The 13,325-nt window shown below is 68.4% G+C and carries 19 protein-coding genes; 5 read left to right on the forward strand and 14 right to left on the reverse strand.

Going from position 1 to position 13,325, the window contains the following annotated elements; genetic code table 11:
• Positions 1-4 precede the first annotated feature (4 nt).
• A complete protein-coding gene (locus ACBR40_RS28320; RefSeq protein WP_371250724.1) occupies positions 5-1,318 on the reverse strand; it encodes a UDP-glucose/GDP-mannose dehydrogenase family protein in 1,314 nt (437 codons plus the stop codon).
• Between the two features lie 125 nt (positions 1,319-1,443).
• Here ACBR40_RS28320 and ACBR40_RS28325 point away from each other — a divergent pair, with 125 nt between their 5' ends.
• Together ACBR40_RS28325 and ACBR40_RS28330 are read left to right on the forward strand one after the other, a co-directional pair.
• Positions 1,444-2,607, forward strand: a complete 1,164-nt coding sequence (locus ACBR40_RS28325; protein ID WP_371250725.1) for an acyl-CoA dehydrogenase family protein — start codon at positions 1,444-1,446, stop codon at positions 2,605-2,607.
• 140 nt (positions 2,608-2,747) lie between these two features.
• Positions 2,748-3,374, forward strand: coding sequence for a DUF4240 domain-containing protein (locus ACBR40_RS28330; RefSeq protein ID WP_371250726.1), 627 nt, complete (start codon positions 2,748-2,750; stop codon positions 3,372-3,374).
• Here the strand turns inward: ACBR40_RS28330 and ACBR40_RS28335 are convergent.
• The 7 genes from ACBR40_RS28335 to ACBR40_RS28365 form a co-directional block, all read right to left on the reverse strand.
• Positions 3,365-4,627: a tyrosine-type recombinase/integrase gene (locus ACBR40_RS28335; RefSeq protein WP_371250727.1), complete on the reverse strand. Its 1,263-nt coding sequence runs from the start codon at positions 4,625-4,627 to the stop codon at positions 3,365-3,367. The genes ACBR40_RS28330 and ACBR40_RS28335 overlap by 10 nt on opposite strands.
• A 66-nt stretch (positions 4,628-4,693) precedes the next feature.
• A complete protein-coding gene (locus ACBR40_RS28340) occupies positions 4,694-4,879 on the reverse strand; it encodes a helix-turn-helix transcriptional regulator (protein WP_371250728.1) in 186 nt (61 codons plus the stop codon).
• A complete protein-coding gene (locus tag ACBR40_RS28345) occupies positions 4,804-6,123 on the reverse strand; it encodes a replication initiator (RefSeq protein ID WP_371250830.1) in 1,320 nt (439 codons plus the stop codon). Before ACBR40_RS28345 ends, ACBR40_RS28340 begins: the two co-directional genes overlap by 76 nt.
• A 244-nt stretch (positions 6,124-6,367) precedes the next feature.
• On the reverse strand, positions 6,368-6,535 hold the full coding sequence (locus tag ACBR40_RS28350) for a hypothetical protein (RefSeq protein ID WP_371250729.1): 168 nt from the start codon (positions 6,533-6,535) through the stop codon (positions 6,368-6,370).
• A gap of 14 nt (positions 6,536-6,549) precedes the next feature.
• The gene (locus ACBR40_RS28355; RefSeq protein ID WP_371250730.1) at positions 6,550-7,194 is read right to left on the reverse strand and encodes a DUF2637 domain-containing protein; all 645 of its coding nucleotides are present in this window, start codon (positions 7,192-7,194) and stop codon (positions 6,550-6,552) included.
• A gap of 18 nt (positions 7,195-7,212) precedes the next feature.
• On the reverse strand, positions 7,213-8,532 hold the full coding sequence (locus tag ACBR40_RS28360) for an FtsK/SpoIIIE domain-containing protein (RefSeq protein WP_371250731.1): 1,320 nt from the start codon (positions 8,530-8,532) through the stop codon (positions 7,213-7,215).
• The gene (locus tag ACBR40_RS28365) at positions 8,525-8,854 is read right to left on the reverse strand and encodes a hypothetical protein (RefSeq protein WP_371250732.1); all 330 of its coding nucleotides are present in this window, start codon (positions 8,852-8,854) and stop codon (positions 8,525-8,527) included. Before ACBR40_RS28365 ends, ACBR40_RS28360 begins: the two co-directional genes overlap by 8 nt.
• Positions 8,855-8,964: 110 nt before the next feature.
• Here ACBR40_RS28365 and ACBR40_RS28370 point away from each other — a divergent pair, with 110 nt between their 5' ends.
• Positions 8,965-9,336, forward strand: coding sequence for a GntR family transcriptional regulator (locus tag ACBR40_RS28370; protein WP_371250733.1), 372 nt, complete (start codon positions 8,965-8,967; stop codon positions 9,334-9,336).
• Here the strand turns inward: ACBR40_RS28370 and ACBR40_RS28375 are convergent.
• The gene (locus tag ACBR40_RS28375) at positions 9,296-9,487 is read right to left on the reverse strand and encodes a hypothetical protein (protein ID WP_329582513.1); all 192 of its coding nucleotides are present in this window, start codon (positions 9,485-9,487) and stop codon (positions 9,296-9,298) included. The two genes, ACBR40_RS28370 and ACBR40_RS28375, sit on opposite strands and share 41 nt — an antisense overlap.
• Positions 9,484-9,699, reverse strand: coding sequence for a hypothetical protein (locus ACBR40_RS28380; protein ID WP_329582515.1), 216 nt, complete (start codon positions 9,697-9,699; stop codon positions 9,484-9,486). Before ACBR40_RS28380 ends, ACBR40_RS28375 begins: the two co-directional genes overlap by 4 nt.
• A 156-nt stretch (positions 9,700-9,855) precedes the next feature.
• On the opposite strand from ACBR40_RS28380, the gene ACBR40_RS28385 reads away from it, so the two are divergent.
• Together ACBR40_RS28385 and ACBR40_RS28390 are read left to right on the forward strand one after the other, a co-directional pair.
• Complete coding sequence (locus ACBR40_RS28385; protein ID WP_371250734.1) at positions 9,856-10,593, forward strand: XRE family transcriptional regulator; 738 nt, start codon at positions 9,856-9,858, stop codon at positions 10,591-10,593.
• A 2-nt stretch (positions 10,594-10,595) separates the two neighbouring features.
• Complete coding sequence (locus tag ACBR40_RS28390; RefSeq protein ID WP_371250735.1) at positions 10,596-11,072, forward strand: NUDIX hydrolase; 477 nt, start codon at positions 10,596-10,598, stop codon at positions 11,070-11,072.
• Here ACBR40_RS28390 and ACBR40_RS28395 read toward each other — a convergent pair.
• Genes ACBR40_RS28395 through ACBR40_RS28410 form a run of 4 tightly spaced genes read right to left on the reverse strand, consistent with a single transcriptional unit; the run spans position 11,036 to position 13,208 of the window.
• Positions 11,036-11,734: a DUF6000 family protein gene (locus tag ACBR40_RS28395; RefSeq protein ID WP_371250736.1), complete on the reverse strand. Its 699-nt coding sequence runs from the start codon at positions 11,732-11,734 to the stop codon at positions 11,036-11,038. The two genes, ACBR40_RS28390 and ACBR40_RS28395, sit on opposite strands and share 37 nt — an antisense overlap.
• A gap of 7 nt (positions 11,735-11,741) precedes the next feature.
• Positions 11,742-12,323 (reverse strand): HD domain-containing protein, encoded by a 582-nt coding sequence (locus tag ACBR40_RS28400; RefSeq protein ID WP_371250737.1) that lies wholly within the window; start codon positions 12,321-12,323, stop codon positions 11,742-11,744.
• A gap of 47 nt (positions 12,324-12,370) precedes the next feature.
• Complete coding sequence (locus ACBR40_RS28405) at positions 12,371-12,913, reverse strand: GntR family transcriptional regulator (protein ID WP_371250738.1); 543 nt, start codon at positions 12,911-12,913, stop codon at positions 12,371-12,373.
• Entirely contained in the window at positions 12,855-13,208 is a 354-nt protein-coding gene (locus tag ACBR40_RS28410; RefSeq protein WP_371250739.1) for a hypothetical protein, read from the reverse strand. Before ACBR40_RS28410 ends, ACBR40_RS28405 begins: the two co-directional genes overlap by 59 nt.
• Positions 13,209-13,325: the final 117 nt, after the last annotated feature.

Genomic DNA, 13,325 nt, shown 5'->3' on the forward strand with positions numbered 1-13,325 from the left:
GTTTTCAGGGGCGGCCGAGCGCCCGGTAGTGCCAGCCCGCCGAGCGCCACGTCTCGGCGTCCAGCGCGTTGCGCCCGTCCACGATGCGGCGCGCCGCCACGACCCCGCCGAGCTGCTCGGGATCGAGCGCCACGAACTCCTGCCACTCGGTGAGCAGCAGCACCACGTGGGCGCCGCGCACCGCCTCGACGACCGACTCGCCGTACTTGAGCTCGGGATGCGCCTTGCGGGCGTTGTCGAGCGCGATCGGGTCGTACACGGTGACCCGGCCGCCCTGCTGGCCGATCGTCACGGCCACGTCCAGCGCCGGCGAGTCCCGGATGTCGTCGGAGTCCGGTTTGAACGCCGCCCCCAGCACGCCCACCACGCACCCGTGGAAGGAGCCGCCCGCCAGCTCCCTGGCCAGGTCGACCATCCGGGCCCGGCGCCGCATGTTGATGGCGTCCACCTCGCGCAGGAACGTCAGCGCCTGGTCGGCCCCCAGCTCCCCGGCGCGGGCCATGAACGCCCGGATGTCCTTGGGCAGGCAGCCGCCGCCGAAGCCGAGCCCGGCGTTGAGGTAGCGCCCGCCGATGCGGTCGTCGTACGACAGGGCCTCCGACAGCTTCTGCACGTCGGCGTGGGCCGCCTCGCAGACCTCGGCCATGGCGTTGATGAAGGAGATCTTCGTGGCCAGGAACGCGTTCGCGGCGGTCTTGACCAGCTCGGCCGTGGCGAAGTCGGACACCACGATCGGGACGTCGCCGAGCGGCTCGTACACCTCGCGCAGCACCTTCTCGGCCCGCTCGCTGCGTACGCCGAACACGAGCCGGTCGGGGTGCATGGTGTCCTGGACGGCGTGGCCCTCGCGCAGGAACTCGGGGTTCCACGCCAGCTCGGTCAGGACCCCGGCCGGGGCGAGCCGGGCGAGCTTGTCGGCCAGGCGCTCGGCGGTGCCGACGGGGACGGTGGACTTGCCGACGACCAGGCACTCGCGATCGAGGAGCGGGGCGAGGGACTCGACGGCGGCGTCCATGTAGGACACGTCGGCGGCGTACTCGCCGCGCTTCTGTGGCGTGCCGACGCAGATGAAGTGCACGTCGCCGAAGGCGGCGATGTCCTCGTAGGAGGTGGTGAAGCGGAGACGCCCGGATTCGAGGCCGCGGCGGAGCACGGGTTCGAGGCCCGGCTCGTGGATGGGGAGCTCGCCGCTGTTGAGCCGCTGGACCTTGTCGGCGTCGATGTCGAGGCCGAGGACCTCGAAACCGAGGTCCGCCATGCAGGCCGCATGCGTGATCCCCAGGTATCCGGTCCCGATCACCGTGAGGCGATATGGCACGAGGGTGCTCCTTTCGATCGCGCACGCATGCTATCGGCCCCCCGCTGCTCCGTACGTGCCACCTGCTTCTCGGCGCAAACCGTACCGACTGGTAACAAGAAGCTCGGACGTCCTAGTATCTGAGCATGAGCTTTCCTCTGTACGCGCCTGCCGAAGAGCACGACATGCTCCGCGAGACGGTCCGCGCCCTGGCCGACGAGAAGATCGCCCCGTACGCCGCGGCGGCCGACGAGAACGAGGAGTTCTCCTGGGACGTCTACAAGGCACTGGTCGCGGCGGACCTGCACGCCGTGCACGTGCCCGAACAGTACGGGGGCGCCGGGGCCGACGCCCTGGCCACGGTGATCGTCATCGAGGAGGTGGCGCGGGCCTGCGCGTCGACCTCGCTGATCCCCGCCGTCAACAAGCTCGGCACCGTACCGCTGCTGCTGTCGGCGTCGGAGGAGCTCAAGGCCCGTTACCTGAAGCCGGTGGCGCGGGGGGAGGGGATGTTCTCGTACGCGCTGTCGGAGCCGGAGGCCGGCTCGGACGCGGCGGCCATGAAGACGCGGGCGGTCGCGGACGGCGACTCGTACGTGCTCAACGGCACCAAGATGTGGATCACCAACGCGGGCGTCTCCGAGTACTACACGGTCATGGCCGTGACCGACCCCTCCGCCGGCGCGCGCGGCATCTCCGCCTTTGTCGTTGAGAAGTCCGACGAAGGCGTCTCCTTCGGCCCGAAGGAACGCAAGCTCGGCATCAAGGGCTCACCGACCCGCCAGGTCATCATGGACAACGTGCGCATCCCGGCCGACCGCATGATCGGCGCCCCCGGCACCGGCTTCAAGACCGCCCTCGCCACCCTGGACCACACCCGCATCACCATCGCCGCCCAGGCCCTCGGCATCGCCCAGGGCGCCCTCGACTACGCGGTGGGGTACGTCAAGGAACGCAAGCAGTTCGGCCGGCCGGTGGCCGACTTCCAGGGCGTGCAGTTCATGCTCGCCGACATGGCGATGAAGCTGGAGGCGGCGCGGCAGCTCACGTACCACGCGGCGGCGAAGTCGGAGCGCGCCATGAACGGCGAACCCCAGAAGGACCTCACGTTCCTGTCGAGCGCGGCCAAATGCGCGGCCTCGGACGCGGCGATGGAGATCACGACGGATGCGGTGCAGCTGCTGGGCGGGTACGGGTACACGAAGGACTTTCCGGTGGAGCGCATGATGCGCGACGCCAAGATCACCCAGATCTACGAGGGCACCAACCAGATCCAGCGCATGGTCATGGCCAGGCAGCTCCTCAAGTAGGCGTTGACGTGCGGAAACCCGGCGCTTCCTGCGGGGTGGGCCGGGTCCGCCGAGGCGCTGGCCGATCGTCGGCCTTGGTCTGTTCCGTCCCTGTTCCGTGATCTTTACACGGTGGCTCAGGGGTGCGAGCATCACGCGGCATGGATGTCGATGAGTTCTGGGACCTGATCGAGCGTTCCGGACGCGAGACCGACACGAGGAGCACGCGTGTCGCGTGGTTGGTGGACGAGCTTTCTCGCCGACCGGCCGAAGAGATCATCGACTATGACGTCTGGTGGACGACGACTGCCAACCGCGGCTGCACCATCGATCTCTACGCGGCGTACTGGTGCGTGTTCGGTTCGGGCTCATTGGATGGCTTCGAGTACTTCGTGAGCTGGCTCATCAGTCTGGGGCGCGAGACGTTCGAGGCCGTCGCCGAGTGCCCAGATCGGCTGATCGAGCAGCCTCAAGTGCTTCGCCTGCTGGACCCGGTGGCTCTGTACGTCAACTTCATCAAGCGTGGGCCGCGGTATCCGGAGGAGACGTGGGAGGAGCATCCCCAGTTCGAGTCGTTGGCCTACGTGACGTACGAGGCTTATGAACGGGTGACCGGGAAGGACTCGGCCGCTCTCGGCGAAGCCGTGGCTGCTCGGGGCGTCTCAGGCGACTTTCCCTTGATCCCGGCGCTGGGCAGCGTTCCCCATGGAGAGCAGTGGGACTTCGGCGATGAACGGGAAATGGCTCGCAGGCTTCCCCGGATAGCCCGCTATCGGGATCAGAGATGACCCCTCTGCGCTGACGTGGCAGCCGCATACGGGCGGAAGAAACGCTCGTCGATCGCGCTGCGAGCGCGATCGTGGGAGCCCGGCATCAGGTGGGCGTAGACGCGGAGGGTGAAGCCCGGGTCGGCGTGGCCTAGATACTCGGCGAGTTCCTTGACCGAAACGCCGCCGGCCAGCATGACGCTCGCGTAGTAGTGCCGGAGTTGGTGCAGTCCCTCCTTGCGTGAGGTGGCGTAGCGGCTTCGCCGGCGTGTGTCCTTGTCCGGTGCCGGGATCACGCCCGCTGCCACCAGAGCGGGCTTCCAGACGGTTTCGCTGTAGCTCCTGGCCTTGATGAACCGGTCGTCCGTCCAGCGGAACAGCAAGTTGTGTGTACGGAGCTTGCCGTCCACCTTCTCCCACGGCAGGGAGCAGACCAGCGGGGGATAGGGCGAGACATGCCGCTTGACGGCCCCGGCCGCCCAGTCAGGCAACGGCACGATCCGCTCGCGGTCGTTCTTCGGTAGAGCGAAGACATGATCGGGCCCGAGCTTCTTGATCTGCCGCCGTACGCGGAGGACGCGCTCCTCGAAGTCGATGTCTTCGAGGGCCAGGCCGAACAACTCGCCCTGACGAAGCCCACACGCGGCCCCGAGCATGGGCAGAAGACGGAAGAGTGCGGGGTGAGCATCGATCAGGGCGTGGACTCGTTCGTCCGACCACGCTGTGATCTCTTCGGCGGTCCGCTTCGGCACCTGGACGATCGGTGACTTGGCGGGGCTGCGCTTGATCGCCTCGTCGGCCACCGCCAGGTCGAGGATGCCCTGAAGAACCAGGAAGGCCGTCTGTACCGTCGAGGTCTCGAAACGGCTGCTCAGGCCGCTGATCCACGCCTGGATCTGCGACGGCTTGATGCTCTTCACCTGGCGCTTGGCGAAGGTCGGGGCGACGTGGAGGCGGTGAACGTACTCGTATCGGATCTTGGTCGATGGGTCTACGAGGCGGGATGCAAGCCAGCGTTCGGCGAAATCGCCGAAGAGTACCTTGCCGGCGTTCGGGTCGATGTAGTCGCCGCGGGCGATGTCGGCGCCCATGGCGGCGATCTTGCGCTCGGCGTCGGCCTTTCGGTCGTAGGCGGTCGAGCGCTCCTTACCGTCGGGGTCCACCCAGACGGCGAGCCAGCGCTTGCCCGTGCCATGGCGTGCGGTCTTGACCTTTCGCGGCTTGCCGTCCTGGTCTCGGACTGTCCTGGTCCACAGGTCTTTCACGAAGGCCATGGGCTACTCCTGGTCCTGGACCCAGGACATGACGTCCTCGGGCACGTAGCGCAGGTGCCGGCCGATCTAGCGGCCTTTGGGGCCGGTGTGGTGGTGTCGCCATTGGTAGAGCGTGGCGACCGGGACGCCGAGGAAGGTGGCTACGTCCTCAACAGTCCAGAGCTTGGTGAGGGTGCTCATATGCACCCTCCGGTGATGGCGGCGGCGAGGAGTTGGTCGCCGAGGGAGTGGCCCTTGCCGGCGTACTCCCATTCGCTGATGACGAGGACGGTGTCTTCGTCGAAGAGCGGCAGGCGCCCCGTGGTGATGTCGGTGTCGCGGGCGTGGTGTTCTCTGGCTGCTCGGAGTTCGCCGAGGGTGGTGGAGTAGCGGCGGGAGCGGGTGGAGAAGTGGCCGCGGAAGCCCAACATGTGGGCCCAGTCGGCAAGGCGGAGTTCGGCCAGGTCGGGTTCGCTGCCGAGGTGCATGCAGGTGGCGATGAGGCGGCGGGCGTGGTCACGCAGGTTGTACAGGGTCAGGTCGTCGAGGGGGTTGATGCGGCGGTCGAGGGTGCCGACGCATTCGGCGGCTTTGGTGGCGTACTTGGCGATGTAGCCGGCCACAGCCTGGTCGGTGAGGTCGCTGTCGAGGGTGATGGGGCGAGTGTCGAGCTGGTCGCCCCAGCGCAGGACCCGCGCGGGCTGGTCGGCGTAGGCCGGAACTTTGGCGGAGACGGCCTTGGCGGCGTGCTGGATTGCTCGGGTCAGGGCCTCAGTGGTGGCCCAGGCCGGTGGTAGCGCGTCGGGACCGCCGGGGCCGTCGAGGCGGATGACGGCGTGGAAGTGGACGACGCCGCGTCGCTGGTACTCGGCGACCTTGGCGAAGGAGAGGGTGAGGTGGTGGCGGAACTCTTTGAGGAGGAGGCCGCCCTGTTTGGCGAGGTGGCGGCGTACGGAGTCAGCGAAGCGCTTCCACAGCAGCGGCGCCAGGGCGTTGAACAGGACGCTGCCGGTGTAGTCGTAGCAGTCGGAGCAGAGTGGTTCGCCGAGGCGAGGGTCGTCTTTGCTGTGGCGAACGGTGCAGGACATGACCCGGCCGTGCGGGCAGGTGGGCGCGTTCCGGCGGGCGTGACAGGGCTGGTTCTTGCCGTTCTTCTCGCACCGGGCGTGGACCGCTCCAAAGCTGGGTGCTGTGAGAGTGACGAACAGGGTCGGGTGGCTCGTGACCGTGTCCGGGACGCCCTTGCCGCCGACGAGGCCGGCGCGGATGAGGTGGTAGGTGTCGGCGCGGTAGGTCTCGGCGCAGGTGGGGCAGCGGGAGGCGCGTCGGGTCTTGCACGGGACGCGCAGGACGCCGTCGGGCTCGGTGCGGGTGGTGTAGCGGTGCAGGAGTTGGCCGGTCGCCTTGTCGTAGTGGTCGATCTTGCCGCGTAGGTGGATGGGCTGACGGCAGCCGCCGGTGGCGCGGATCTGGCTTGCCCAGCGGTCGTAGTCGGGGTGGTTGAGTCGGGCGATCATGCCCGCTTTGGCATGCGCGGTGGCGTGGGTTGTGGGCAAGATGGTGTCCTCCTTTCGCTCGTTCGGGTGAAGGGATGGCCCTCGACCTGGCAGTCGTCTTGGCGGATGTGCGGCCAGGCCGGGGGCGCTGCGCGTTATGCGCCGTGGTTGTCGATGCCGGTGCCGTCGCAGTCGATGCAGCGGGCGTCGTCGGAGTCGATTCCGGTGCCGTTGCAGGTGCAGCAGCGGTAGTGGATCACCTCGTTCATCTGGGCGGCTTCCTGTCGCGGGCGGTGGTGAGGTAGATGCGCCAGTGGTGGGGGCGGGCGCGGTCGGGGTAGGCGCGTGAGACGCCGATGACGGTGAAGTGCAGGCGCAGGCGGAACAGGGCGTCGACGATCTCGGCGCGCGTGCCGTCGATGCGGATGCGCATGGTCGGTTCTCCCTTCAGACGGTGCGCAGGGTGCGCATCAGGTCGGCGGCGAGCTGGTTGGACACGCCCAGGTGGGCGCGTAGGGCGTCACTGGTGATGGGCTTGCCGTGTTTGGCGTGGTGGTCGTCGGCGACACGACGGGCGTAGTCGAGGAGCGCGGGTGCGAGGGCGTTGGCCGGCTCGTCCTCGGGTTGGGTGTGGTGCGGCACGAGTTCCGGGGCCGGGGACGAGGTCAGGACGGTCGAGGACGAGGCCGCCGGGACGGTGGACGGCTCGGGGCCGGTGGCGCGGCGTTCCAGCATCGAGATGGCGATGAGGAAGGCGGCGGCCGGGGTGGCGGCGGTGATCCAGCCCCAGACGGTCGGGTCGGCTTGGGCGAGGTTGGCAGCCAGGGACAGGACGATGCCGCCGGTCAGGACGAGCACGGGCCAGGAGACGAGGCCGCGCCGGGGCCGGTCGTGCTTCTTGTCGCGTTGGCGTTCGCGGGCGGCCATGACGCAGGTCAGGTCGATGCAGACGGCGACGGCCCAGGACATCCAGCCGGTCTGGCCGTGCTGGCTGGCGGTGTCGCGGATGTGGGTGAACGATCCGGCACCCGCGATGGCGGCCAGGACGATTACCGGGCCGGTGTCGAGCAGTCGGCAGGCGTAGCGTCGCATCGTTCCTCCCTTCATGGTTCAGGCGTTGATGGGCTCAGGTAGGTGGGCGGTGATCTCACCCCACGGCGGGGTGAGGTGGGCATGGGTGCGGGCGGCGTGTTCGGCGGTGGCTTCGGTGACGTAGAAGGAGCGGGCGCGGTACCACTGGCCGTCCTGGCCGGCGACGATGGCGACGCCGGGTGTCTCGGCGGGGATGGCGCGCGCCGAGGCGAGGGCGGCCGGGTCGAGGTCGCCGAGGGTCATGGTGGCGGTCTCGGGATCGTTGACGCGGTGGCAGATCCGGCCCGAGCACTGCGCCCGGAGGGCGGTGACGCCGGGGCCGAGGTCGGAGCCGATGCGCTGTCCGCAGCAGAACAGGTAGATGCCGAACGCCCGGCCGAGTTGAGCGACCCGCAGCAGCGCGGTCGAGGTTTTGGCGATCTCGTCCTTCTCGCTCTTGTCGGCCATCAGGTACAGCTCGGCCAGTTCGTCGATCAGGGCCACGATCGGGACGGGGCGGATGGCGGGCGGGAGTTGCCAAATGTTGCGGGCGCCGGCCTGACGGCACAGTCCCATGCGGTCGACCATCAGGGCGACCAGGTCGTCCAGCAGCGCGCCGGACTCAGCGCGTGAGGTGGCCAGCGCCGACAGACGCGGACTGTAGGGCGTGAACTCGACCCCGCCTTTGAGGTCGAAGCCGACCAGGGCCACGGGCTGCGGAGCCAGGCCGACGATCAAGGCGTTGGCGAGGTTGGACTTGCCGGACTGCGTCGCGCCCGCGTTCAGCCAGTGCGGCACGGTGCGAAAGTCGATCGTCCAGGGCTTGCCGGTCTCCAGCCGCCCCACGGTGACCTTGAGCAGGTCGGGTGAGGGCGGGAGGTCATCGACCTTGACCAGTGGGTCGCGCATGGTCGCCATGAGGACGACGCGGCCGGGGCCGGGTGAGGAGACGCGGATGGCGTGGACGCCCCACGAGTGGGCGAGGCGTTCGGCGGCGTCGGCGTAGTCGCCGGGTGTCTGGCCTTCCAGGGTGTGCAGGGTGACGCGCCAGCCGTGGCGGGTCGGCAGGGGCAGCCACATGAACGGTTTGGTGTCCACGGCGATGCGCTGCCACTTGCGCCGGACGCGGACGATGCCGGTGGAGGCGACCAGGCCGGGGACGGTGGTGAACCAGAAGCGCTGCCGCTTCTTGGTCAGCCCGCAGCCGAGGGCGACTCGCCGCCACGAGGCTCGTACCGACAGGGCGACCAGCGGGAAGCCGAGGACGAGCCAGAAGGACGGGCGGTGGTAGCGGCGCCAGGCCCACAGCCCGGCCGCGACGGCGGCCAGGACTGCGAGCACGTTCAGCGCGTCACGCATCGGCGGCCTCCCCGACGGGGAGCAGGGCGTTGGCGCGGTAGGCGACGCCCCAGCGGCCGGCGATCTCCCAGACGTAGCCGAGCAGGCCGATGGCGTTGACCTGGTCGCCGACGCTGATGGGTGGTTCGCCGGTGATGCCGATCTTGACGAGTTCGATGCGGCCGAACTCGTCCTCGACCGAGACGGTGACCTCGTAGACGGTGTTGCCGTTCTTGTCGGTCTTGATCTCGCCGGTGTCCTTGTTGAGCACGCGCGGGCGCGGGGCCTTGACGCAGGTGATGGCGAGCTTGCTGACATCGACAGGGATCGGGATGGAACGCATGGGCTGTGACCTCCTCTTTCGTCGTGAGCAACATAGTTAACCTAGTTGGCTCGGTTGTCAATGTTCCCTCGGTTGGCCAGGTCGAACATTCGTGGTGAGATAGAAGGGCGATGGTCAGACACACCGGGCAGCCCGCCTACCTCCAGATCGCCGACGACCTGCGCGCGCAGATCCGCGGCGGGTCCCTCGCGCCCGGCGCTCCACTGCCGTCCACGACCAAGCTCGCCGAGCAGTACGACGCGTCCCTGTCAGTGGTGAAGCTCGCCGTGGGCGTGCTGCGCACCGAGGGATTGGTGATCGGCCAGCAGGGCAAGGGCGTGTTCGTCCGCGACGCCGAGGAGCCGCCGCCGGCCCCCGGTGACCCGACAAGCGAAGTGGCCGAGCTGCGCGCCGCCGTACAGGACCTGTCGGTACGCCTCGCGAAGGTCGAGGAGCAGTTGGCTACGTCCACGAAACGCCGTCCCGGACGTAGCAGCCGGTAACCTTCCGAGCCAGCGAGGCCGAAGCGCCGCCAGGGTGCCGCCGCAGGCTCAGAGCCTTGTCCTGACGGCGGATGCCGACCATGACCATGACGTAGCCGACCAGCACGGTGATGCTGAGCAGGGCGGCGATGATCAGCGGGAGCCAGCTCACGTCCAGCTCACCCCCATCGCGATCGCGCTGCGGGGACCGCGCGGGGGCCGCTTGCTCTCGGTCCGTCGCTGGTTGCGGCGGTTCCTGGCCCGCTCCTTGCGCGCCCAGCGGTCTCGCGCCAGGCACTTGGAGCAGCGGGTCTGTCCCTCGGTCAGGGCGTTGCCGCACGCGCAGGCGGGCGTCTCGCCCGGGATGGTGATCTCGATGTTCATAGGTGCGTCTCCTCCTTCGGTCGGTGCCGGTGTGGCGTTGTGCAACCGAGGATGCGGCGCAGCGTCAGGACGAGATCACTACACGACGGGACATGTTCAAGACGTCCGGCCTACGATGGCCAGGTCCCGGGACGTCCCCTTGGAGCAGGTGATTCGGTGAACGAACGGCTACGCGCGGCCCTGTTGCAGAAGGGCGTGAGCGTCGCGGACCTGGCCGAGGCGATCGAGGTCGATCCCAAGACCGTCGAGCGGTGGATCACCAAGGGGCGCGAGCCGTACCGTAAGCACCGCTTTGCCACGGCTTCCTACCTGGGTGTGGACGAGACGTACCTGTGGCCGCAAGCCCTGTCGCGCGAGCAGGTGGTGGCCGCGTCCGAGAGCGAGGTCCTGGCGATCTATCCGCACCGCTGGGCCGTGCCCAGGGACGCGTGGGGACGTCTGTTCAGCGGCGCGTCCCAGGAGATTGGCGTGCTGGTCTACAGCGGGTTGTTCCTCGCCGACGACGCCGCGATGGTGCGCCAGCTCGGCGACAAGGCGCGGGCTGGCGTACGGGTGCGCATCCTGCTCGGCGACCCCGATTGCGCCGAGGTCGCCCAGCGGGGAGCGGACGAGGGTGTTGGGGACGGCATGGCGGCGCAGATCCGTACCGCTCTGGTGCTCTACCGGCCGTTGTTCGGGCTGGCCAACTTCGAGCTCCGGCTCCACGACACGATCCTGTACAACTCGATCTACCGTGCTGATGACGACTACCTGGTCAACATGCACGTGTACGGCACCCGTGCTGGCAATGCTCCCGTCCTGCATCTGCGCAGGGTGGCCGGCGGGGAGATGGTCACCACCTACGCCGACAGCTTCGAAAAGGTCTGGGCCGGGGCCGTCCCCGTGGAGCCTTGATCGTGGCCAAGCGCATCGACTTCTACGACGACCCCGACGCACCCGAGCCCAACAGCCTGGTCCCGTCCGTGAACGTCATCGTCACCAACACCGCCGGCGACCTGCTGATGATCCGGCGCAGCGACAACGACAACTGGGCCGTGCCCGGTGGCGCGATCGATTTGGGGGAGTCCATTCCGGCCGCGGCCGTCCGGGAGACGGTCGAGGAGACCGGCATCAGGTGTGAGATCACCGGTCTGGTCGGCACCTACAGTGACCCCCGCCACGTCATCCTCTACACCTCCAACGGCGAGGCCCGCCAAGAGTTCTCCATCGTTCTGACCGGCCGTGCCGTCGAGGGGGAGCCGACCCCGAGCGAGGAGTCCCGACAAGTTCGCTGGGTACCCCGGGACGAGGTTCTGTCGCTGCCGATGGACCGATCGATGCGGATGCGGATCGAGCACTACCTATCCGGCGTCGGTCTGCCGTACATCGGCTGATCGCGGACACGATCAACAAAGCGCTGTCGTCGCGGTAGCCACTGCTCGGGCCGACCCGACATGCAGGCGTCGGCAAAGGCGCAAAGCTCGTCTATGTACTGCTTCTGCTCGGCGAGGTCTCTGTCGCTCATGGCCGATCGAGCCCAAGGGCCATCAGGAGCAAGGAAACGAGCAGCGTGGTTGGTGCCGCGCTGGTCATCGATGTGAAGAAGCGAGCCGATTGCCTTAGTTTGTAGAAAGTCGCAGTCCGGCTGCACGAGGTAGTGGTCCAAGTATGCAGACAGGATCGACGCGTCGTCATCCTCACCGAATCGGGCCAGTGCGAAGCAGTAGCCGCCCGCCGCGTAGGAGCCCTGGCTTTCCATGAGCATTCCGCCGAGTTGGTCCCGGAAGCGGGTGCGCCGATCCATGCCGATCAACCACGCCGCGGTCAATCGTGAACGCCACTCATTGTCCAGCAGCAGCTTGAGATCATCATCGCTGATCCGCCGCGCATCCCTCGCCAAGGACCTGCCGAAGCGCACCACCTGCCGATCCGACAGCAGCACTATGAACCCGCCGCCCAGCAACCTCAGGTACCGACGTACCGACGCCCGGCCTGTGGCGACGTAACGGCGTACCACGAGCATTTCCCTGACATCGGGCGGCAGCGGCAAGCGCATGGGTTCATCATGTCGGCGTCGTACGGGCTTGCCCAGACCCCGCTTGCGCGGCCAGCGCGGCCTGCACCGCACGAACCGACGAGACGATGCACGGCGTGGCGTCCGTGATCGACCGGCTCACTACGTGCTCGGGACCGTACCGTGAGTGGATCTCGGCCAGCCGGTCGAGCACGTCCAGGTGCCGGCCATCCGGCCCGGTGGTCATGTCGCAGTAGGTCAGCGCCCGCGCCAGGTCCGGCCGCTCCTGGTCGAATTCCTTGGCCAGGACGTCGAGCAGGTCCCGTTGCCGGGCCTCGTTGTCCGCACACGAGTGGTAGGCCACCAGGCGGCACAGCCGCTCATCCGCCCCGGCCACGTCGCGCAGGTAGCGTGCACCGTCGAGCTGGTGCATGCCGGTGTCGACCAGGTCCGGGGCGTAGCCGATGTCATGCAGCAGGCACGCGGCGATCAGGGTGTCGGTGTCCGCGCCGAGAACCGCGGTCAGGGTTTCGGCCTGCTCGGCGACCCCCTGGGTATGCGCCCACCGTCGAGGCAACGTCGTCTCCAGCAGGTCCTTGGCCAGGCCGTATGCCCATTCGCTATGTCCCACGTGGCTCACGATAGGCATGAAATGCGACCTAAAAGGCCGGGGAAAGACTAGACGTCCTGGGACGTCCTCCGGTCCCAAAGCCGGACGAAACGCCCCCGGCCATGCTCCGCCACCACCAACCCCTCCTGCGCCAGCAAGGCCAGGGCCTGCCGCACCGTGTTCCGCGACGCCTGAAACCGCCGCCGCAAAGCGGCCTCACTCGGCAGCAGGTCACCCGGCACGAGCTCACCCCGCTCGATCCGCTCACGCAACCACGCGGCGATCACCTGATAGCGGTACGAGACCGCCGTACCCTCCCCGAGGACCATGCGCCCCTTGGCCGGAACCGTGACCAGCAACCCCTCCTCCTCCAGGATCGCGAGCCCGCGCCGCACCGTGTTCCGCGCCACCCCGAACCCCCGGCACAGCTCCGCCTCAGAGGGCAGCACCTGACCAGGGGCGAACTCACCCGACCGGATCCGCTCCCGCAGCCGATCAGCGATCTGGGTGTAGACCCGCCCCCCGGTCAGCCATCCCCCCGCAGCCACCGGCTCAGCCGCGGTAGGCATCAAGCAGCTTGTCCAGATCAACCCGAAGGTCGCCCTGCTCACCGTCCGCCCACCCTGCCCGCGCGGCCTCCCCGATCCGGTCCACCGCGCCGGCCATCTGCAGGAACGACACCCGCTCGTCCTGCTGATCTCCCCAGTAGAACCAGCAGAACGGCAGGTGCACGAACACCCGCCGCACCCGGCACCGGCTGTCGGTCACATCCAGCGCCGGCCGCCCGTCCTGAGTGACGACCAACACCTGCGTCACGCCCCGCTCGCCGAGCTGCTTGCCCAGCGCGACCAGCAGCCGCTCCGCGTACGCCCGCTGCTGCTCCTTGATGCTCTGGCTCTTACGCACCCTCGCCCTCCCTGACGTCCCGTGCGGTTCCGTGCGTCGAGCTTCGCCCCAAGGCCAGGGGCGGGAACACCACAACTAGGGGACGTCTAGGGACGTCTGATGCTAACGTCGCAGCAC

Origin of the sequence: Nonomuraea sp. AD125B, from assembly GCF_041402765.1 — a bacterium.
GTDB classification, from domain to species: Bacteria; Actinomycetota; Actinomycetes; order Streptosporangiales; family Streptosporangiaceae; genus Nonomuraea; species Nonomuraea bangladeshensis.